This is a genomic window from Mesorhizobium sp. M4B.F.Ca.ET.089.01.1.1 (assembly GCF_004022605.1).
In the GTDB taxonomy this organism is placed as follows: domain Bacteria; phylum Pseudomonadota; class Alphaproteobacteria; order Rhizobiales; family Rhizobiaceae; genus Mesorhizobium; species Mesorhizobium abyssinicae.
The window spans coordinates 1-5,232 of sequence record NZ_RZOS01000404.1 but is presented as its reverse complement, the minus strand read 5'-3'; the positions used below and the strand labels follow the sequence as shown (position 1 = coordinate 5,232).

At 64.4% G+C, this 5,232-nt stretch carries 6 protein-coding genes; 5 read left to right on the top strand and 1 reads right to left on the bottom strand.

Translation table 11 applies throughout. The annotated features are described in order from the left end of the window. Window position 1 precedes the first annotated feature (1 nt). The 3 genes from EN780_RS27040 to EN780_RS27030 all read left to right on the top strand — a co-directional run bounded on the left by EN780_RS27040 (window position 2) and on the right by EN780_RS27030 (window position 2,963). Window positions 2-1,015 carry an ABC transporter substrate-binding protein gene (locus EN780_RS27040; RefSeq protein ID WP_128275820.1) on the top strand — a complete coding sequence of 338 codons (1,014 nt, stop codon included), beginning with the start codon at window positions 2-4 and terminating at the stop codon, window positions 1,013-1,015. 264 nt (window positions 1,016-1,279) lie between these two features. Next, on the top strand, window positions 1,280-1,888 hold the full coding sequence (locus EN780_RS27035) for a cupin domain-containing protein (protein WP_127311581.1): 609 nt from the start codon (window positions 1,280-1,282) through the stop codon (window positions 1,886-1,888). Continuing rightward, entirely contained in the window at window positions 1,878-2,963 is a 1,086-nt protein-coding gene (locus EN780_RS27030) for an ABC transporter ATP-binding protein (protein ID WP_128275819.1), read from the top strand. Before EN780_RS27035 ends, EN780_RS27030 begins: the two co-directional genes overlap by 11 nt. Before the next feature lie 9 nt (window positions 2,964-2,972). Here the strand turns inward: EN780_RS27030 and EN780_RS27025 are convergent, their stop codons facing one another. Continuing rightward, entirely contained in the window at window positions 2,973-3,674 is a 702-nt protein-coding gene (locus tag EN780_RS27025) for a GntR family transcriptional regulator (RefSeq protein WP_189556766.1), read from the bottom strand. Between the two features lie 230 nt (window positions 3,675-3,904). On the opposite strand from EN780_RS27025, the gene EN780_RS27020 reads away from it, so the two are divergent. After that, window positions 3,905-4,945: an ABC transporter substrate-binding protein gene (locus tag EN780_RS27020; protein WP_127311577.1), complete on the top strand. Its 1,041-nt coding sequence runs from the start codon at window positions 3,905-3,907 to the stop codon at window positions 4,943-4,945. An 85-nt stretch (window positions 4,946-5,030) separates the two neighbouring features. Beyond that, window positions 5,031-5,232, top strand: a 202-nt coding sequence (locus EN780_RS27015; RefSeq protein WP_128275821.1) for an ATP-binding cassette domain-containing protein, incomplete at its 3' end; no start/stop codon positions are given.

Here is a 5,232-nt window from a genome sequence, read left to right as displayed (position 1 = left end):
CCTGGCGCTCGCGCTGTCGTCGACCGTCGCCTTCGCCGCCGACAAGCTGCAGTATTTCACCTGGTCGGGCTACGAACTGCCCGACTTCAACAAGAGCTTCCTCGCGGCCCATCCGGACGGCGTCGAGGCCTCGATCTTCGGCGACGACGACGACGCCTTCACCAAGGTCAAGGCCGGCTTCCGGCCGGACATCGCGCACCCCTGCTACGACAAGGTGGCGCGCTGGAACAAGGAAGGCCTGCTGCAGCCGATCGACACCAAGCGCATCAAGAACTGGGATTCGATCTTCCCGGTGTTCAAGAACCTGCCCGACATCCAGGCCGGCGACGGCAAGGTCTGGATGGTGCCGTGGGACTGGGGCAACACCTCGATCCTCTACCGCACCGATCTGGTGAAGAACCCCGAGGCGAGCTGGAACCTTCTGTGGGACAAGCAGTATGCCGGTCGCATGGCGACCATCGACGCCGTGCATGACACGCCGATCGTCGCCGCACTTCTGGCAGGCGTGAATCCGTTCGACATGACCCCGGAGCAGATGGACAAGGTGGCGGAGAAGCTGCGCGAGCAGCGGCCGCTGCTGTCCAGCTACACCACCGACATGACCTCGGTCGAACAGGCGCTGGCAAGCGGCCAGCTGGTCGCCGCCATGACCTGGAACGCGTCGGCCACATCGCTGAAGAAGCAGGGCGTGCCGGTCGAGTTCATGAAGCCGAAGGAGGGCATGCTGACCTGGTCCTGCGGCTTCGTCATGCTGAAGGACGCCAAGAACGTCGATCTCGCCTATGACTTCATCAACAGCCGGCTCGACGCCGACTCCGGTAAGTATCTGATCCAGTCCTATGGCTACGGCAGTTCGCTGAGCACCGCTTTCGCCGGCGTGGCGAAGGACGAGCTGGAAAAGCTGCAACTGCCGTCGGATCCGGACGTGATGCTGAAGACCACCATCTTCACCGGGCCGATGAAGCAGAACGACGACGTCGCCAAGATGTTCGAGAAGGTGAAGGCCGGGGGTTGAGCGCCATTGCCAAAGCCGGTGCTGCCCCTCAACCTGCCTGCCGGCATCCTCTCCGTATAGTGACGGGGAGAGGGGCGCTGTCATCGCCGCTTTCGCAAATCGCCGCTGTTGCTGCAGGAAGAGGGGCGACGCTGCGGTCAGCCCCTTCTCCCCGTCACTATACGGGGAGAAGTGCCCGGCAGGGCGATGAGGGGTGGCGCCAACGCCGGTAAGACCAGAACCGGCTTTGTTGGCTGGCCAAAGTACTGCAACGAGGACGAACGCATGGACGTTTTTGACGAAGCCGCCGAAAGGTCGAAGGACGATGCCGATGTGCGCGTCGGCCGGCGCGTGCGGGCGCTGAGGCTGGAACGCAAGCTGTCGCTGGCCGAGCTTGCGGCAAAGGCCGGCATTTCGATCGGCGCGCTCAGCCAGATCGAGCGCGGCATGTCCTCGCTGCGTGTCAAGGTGATCTGGCCGCTGGCCGCGGCGCTCGACATCGAACCGTCTGCGCTGATCGCCGACGGCAATGACGCCGTCAACGACCTCTATTGCGTGCGCGCCGACAAGCGGCGGCAGATACCGGTCAAGTCGGAAGGCATCGCCAAGGCATTGCTCTCGCCGCCAGCGGCCACGCTCACCGGCATGCTGGTTACGGTCGAGGCCGGCGGCGGCACGGCGGAAGCCTACGCCCATGCCGGCCACGAATTCGGCTTCGTGATGACGGGCGAGGTCGAACTGGTGGTCGATTCGACCACCTACGGATTGAAGGCCGGCGACAGCTTTGCCTTCAAGAGCACGCTTCTGCATGCCTTCCGCAACCCCGGCGCCGAGTGCTGCCAGATCCTCTGGGTCAACACGACAAAACCCTCCGAGGTGCGCGATGGCGCCTGATGCGCTCGTTCGACTGCAGAAAGTCTCGAAGGTCTTTCCGGGTGGTGTGGTTGGTCTCGACGCCGTCGACCTGGATATCGCTCCGGGTGAGTTCCTCACTTTGTTAGGCCCGTCCGGTTGCGGCAAGACCACCAGCCTGCGCGTCATCGCCGGTTTCGAGAGCCCGACCAGCGGCAATGTTCTGCTCGAGGGCCGCGACATAACGGGCCTGCGGCCCTTCGATCGTCCGGTCAACACCGTGTTCCAGGACTATGCGCTGTTCCCGCACATGGATGTCGCCGAGAATGTCGGCTTCGGCCTGTCGCTGCGCAAACTGTCCGGCGCCGAGCAGGCGAAACGCGTCGGCGCGGCGCTCGACATGGTCGGCCTCGCCGACAAGCTCGGCGCCCGCGTCCTGGAACTCTCGGGCGGCCAGCGCCAGCGCGTCGCGCTCGCCCGCGCCATCGTCTGCGAGCCGCGCGTGCTGCTGCTCGACGAGCCGCTGTCGGCGCTCGACGCACATCTGCGCGAGCAGATGCAGGTTGAGCTGAAGCGGCTGCAGTCGCGGCTCGGCACCACCTTCGTCATGGTCACCCACGACCAGACCGAAGCGCTGTCGATCTCCGATCGCATCGTCGTCATGAACAAGGGCCACATCGAGCAGATCGCGCCGCCGGCGACCCTCTACGACCGCCCGGCGACGAAATTCGTCGCCTCTTTCATCGGCACCATGAACCTCCTGCCGTCGCGCTTCGTCGGCCGCGACGGCGAGCGCCTGCGCTTTGCCGCCGGCGAGCTGCCGCTGGAAGCTGTCTCCGAAACCGGCGAGATGCCGGCCGCCGGCGAGATGCGCACCATCGGCGTGCGTCCCGAGGATCTGTTGGCAGCCACCGAAGCCGCTGACGGCACCGCGCCGGCGCGGGTGAGCGGCGTCGTCTTTCACGGCCGCACGCTGCGCCTTCACGCCGAGCTGGGGCAAGAGATGCGGGTGGTGATCGATGCGCCGCGACGCGCCGACGGTTTTCAGTTCAGCGTCGGCGACGTGGCGCATATCAGCCTGCGCCGCGGCGCCAGCTGCCCTATGCTTTCCAATTGACCGCTTGCCTCAGGACGCCCTGGCGAAAAAACCCTGATAGTCGGATTTGGCCTGCAGCAGGCGCAGGATGTTCTCGCGTGAGCCTCGCACATGCGCGCGGGCGCGCTCGCCGGCAAGCGCCACATCACCGGCGCAGATCGCGTCGACGATGCCGGTGTGCTCCTCGCGGGTGAGCTTCCACTCGTCCAGCCACAGAAGCTCCGTCCAGACATATTGCTGGCACTTGTCGAGTATGCCGCAGAGCATGCCGGAGAGCATCTCGTTGCCGCCGATTTCGGCGATCACGCGATGCAGGTCGATACCGACCTGCAGTTCCTCGAACTGCTCCCTGGTGCTGCGGTCGGGGATCGCGGCCAGACGCTCGCATTCGGCAAGAACTGCGCGCAGCCGCGTCTTGTCGGCGGCGGTGGCGTTGGCCGCCGCCAGCTCGGTCGCGCGTCCGTCGAGCAGCTCGCGGATGTCGAAGGCCTCGCGGAACATGGTCAGATTGAACTCGGCGACCAGATAGCCCTGGCGCGGACGGCCGATGACCAGACCGTCGCGCTCCAGCCGGTTGAAGGCCTCGCGCACCGGTGTGCGGCTGACCTTCAGGCGCTCGGCAATGTCGGCTTCCGTGACACGCGAGCCGGGCGGAATCTGGCCGGTGATGATCAGCGCCTTCAGCTTCTCGAACACCGAATCGCGCAGCGTGTTCTTTCTCTCCTTGCTCAAGCGTCCCGCCTCCAACGGTCTGTCATGGATTCGCAGTCTAGAGCCTTTTGGCGCTTGCTTGAAACAGGACCGTTTCGAGCAGAGTAGCGCTCCGGCCTTGGCCTCCATCTTTCGTCACCAAAAACGCATGGCGCGTGTTGACATCGGCTTCCGACGAATTACACTCAAAATTGTATACAAATTCGCATACCAAATCAACGATAATGGGAACACCGGTTGGAGAAGCGAAAATGACGAAGCTGCTTTGCATCAAAAGTCTTGCGGTCGCGGGGCTGCTGGCCTCGGTCGCCGTCCCGGCATCGGCCGCCGACACCATCACCGCCGCCTCCTGGGGCGGCACCTATCAGGAGGCGGAGACCAAGGCCTTCTTCGATCCGACGGCCAAGGAACTCGGCATCACCATCAAGCAGGACACCACCAACGGCCTCGACGACGTGCGCCTGCAGGTCACCGGCAATGCCGTCAAATGGGATATCACCGAGCTCGGCGCCGACGAATGCGCGCGCGGCTCCAAGGAAGGCCTGTTCGAGAAGCTCGACTACAGCGTCATCGACAAGAGCGGCATCAATCCCAAGCTCGTCCATGACGACTGGGTCGGCATCTCCTACACCTCCGTGGTGCTGATCTACCGGACCGACGTTTTCGGCGACAAGGGGCCGAAGACCTGGGCCGATTTCTGGGATGTCGAGAAATTCCCCGGCCGCCGCGCGCTCTCCGGCAGCCAGGCGACGGAAACGCTGAGTGTCGCCGCGCTCGCCAAGGGCATTCCGATCGACAAGGTCTATCCGGTCGACATCGACGGCGCGCTGCAATCCGTCGACAAGGTCAAGGGCCATATCGACGCCTGGTGGACCTCGGGCGCCCAGGCCATGCAGCTAGTCAAGGACGGCGAGGTCGACATGGCGAGCATCTGGAACGGCCGCGCCGGCACCTTGCGCAAGGAAGGCGCGCCGGTCAGCTTCTCCTTCGACCAAGGCGTTCTCACCGCCGACTGCATGGTCATCCCCAAAGGCTCGAAGAACAAGGACCTCGCCATGAAGGCGCTGGCCAAGTTCGTCAGCCCCGACCTTCAGGCCAATTTGCCGCTCTATGTCGACAACGGCCCGGCCAACGAAAAGGCCTTCGAGACCGGCAAGATCCCGCCGGAGCGGATCAAGGACATCAATTCCGCGCCGGACAACGTCAAGAAGCAAGTGCTGCAGGATCCCGAATTCTGGCGCGACACCCTCGTCGAGGCGACCGAGAAGTTCAACAACCTGATCCAGCAATAGACAGGGTGGCACCGGTCGGGGCAGCGTCCAGGCGCTGCCCCAGCTCCGTCCCGCCATGAATGATCCGGAGTCCAGGGAGATGCTTTTGTCCATCGCGCTGACCGCGCTTCCCATCGGCATCAGCGGCATCGAAAAGAGGTTCGGCGGCGTCTCGGTGCTGCGCGATCTTTCGCTCGATGTCGCGGCGGGTGAATTCCTGACGCTGCTTGGCCCGTCGGGCTCGGGAAAGACGACGCTGCTGATGATCCTGGCGGGCTTCGTCAGGGCGAATGCCGGCAGCATCAAGG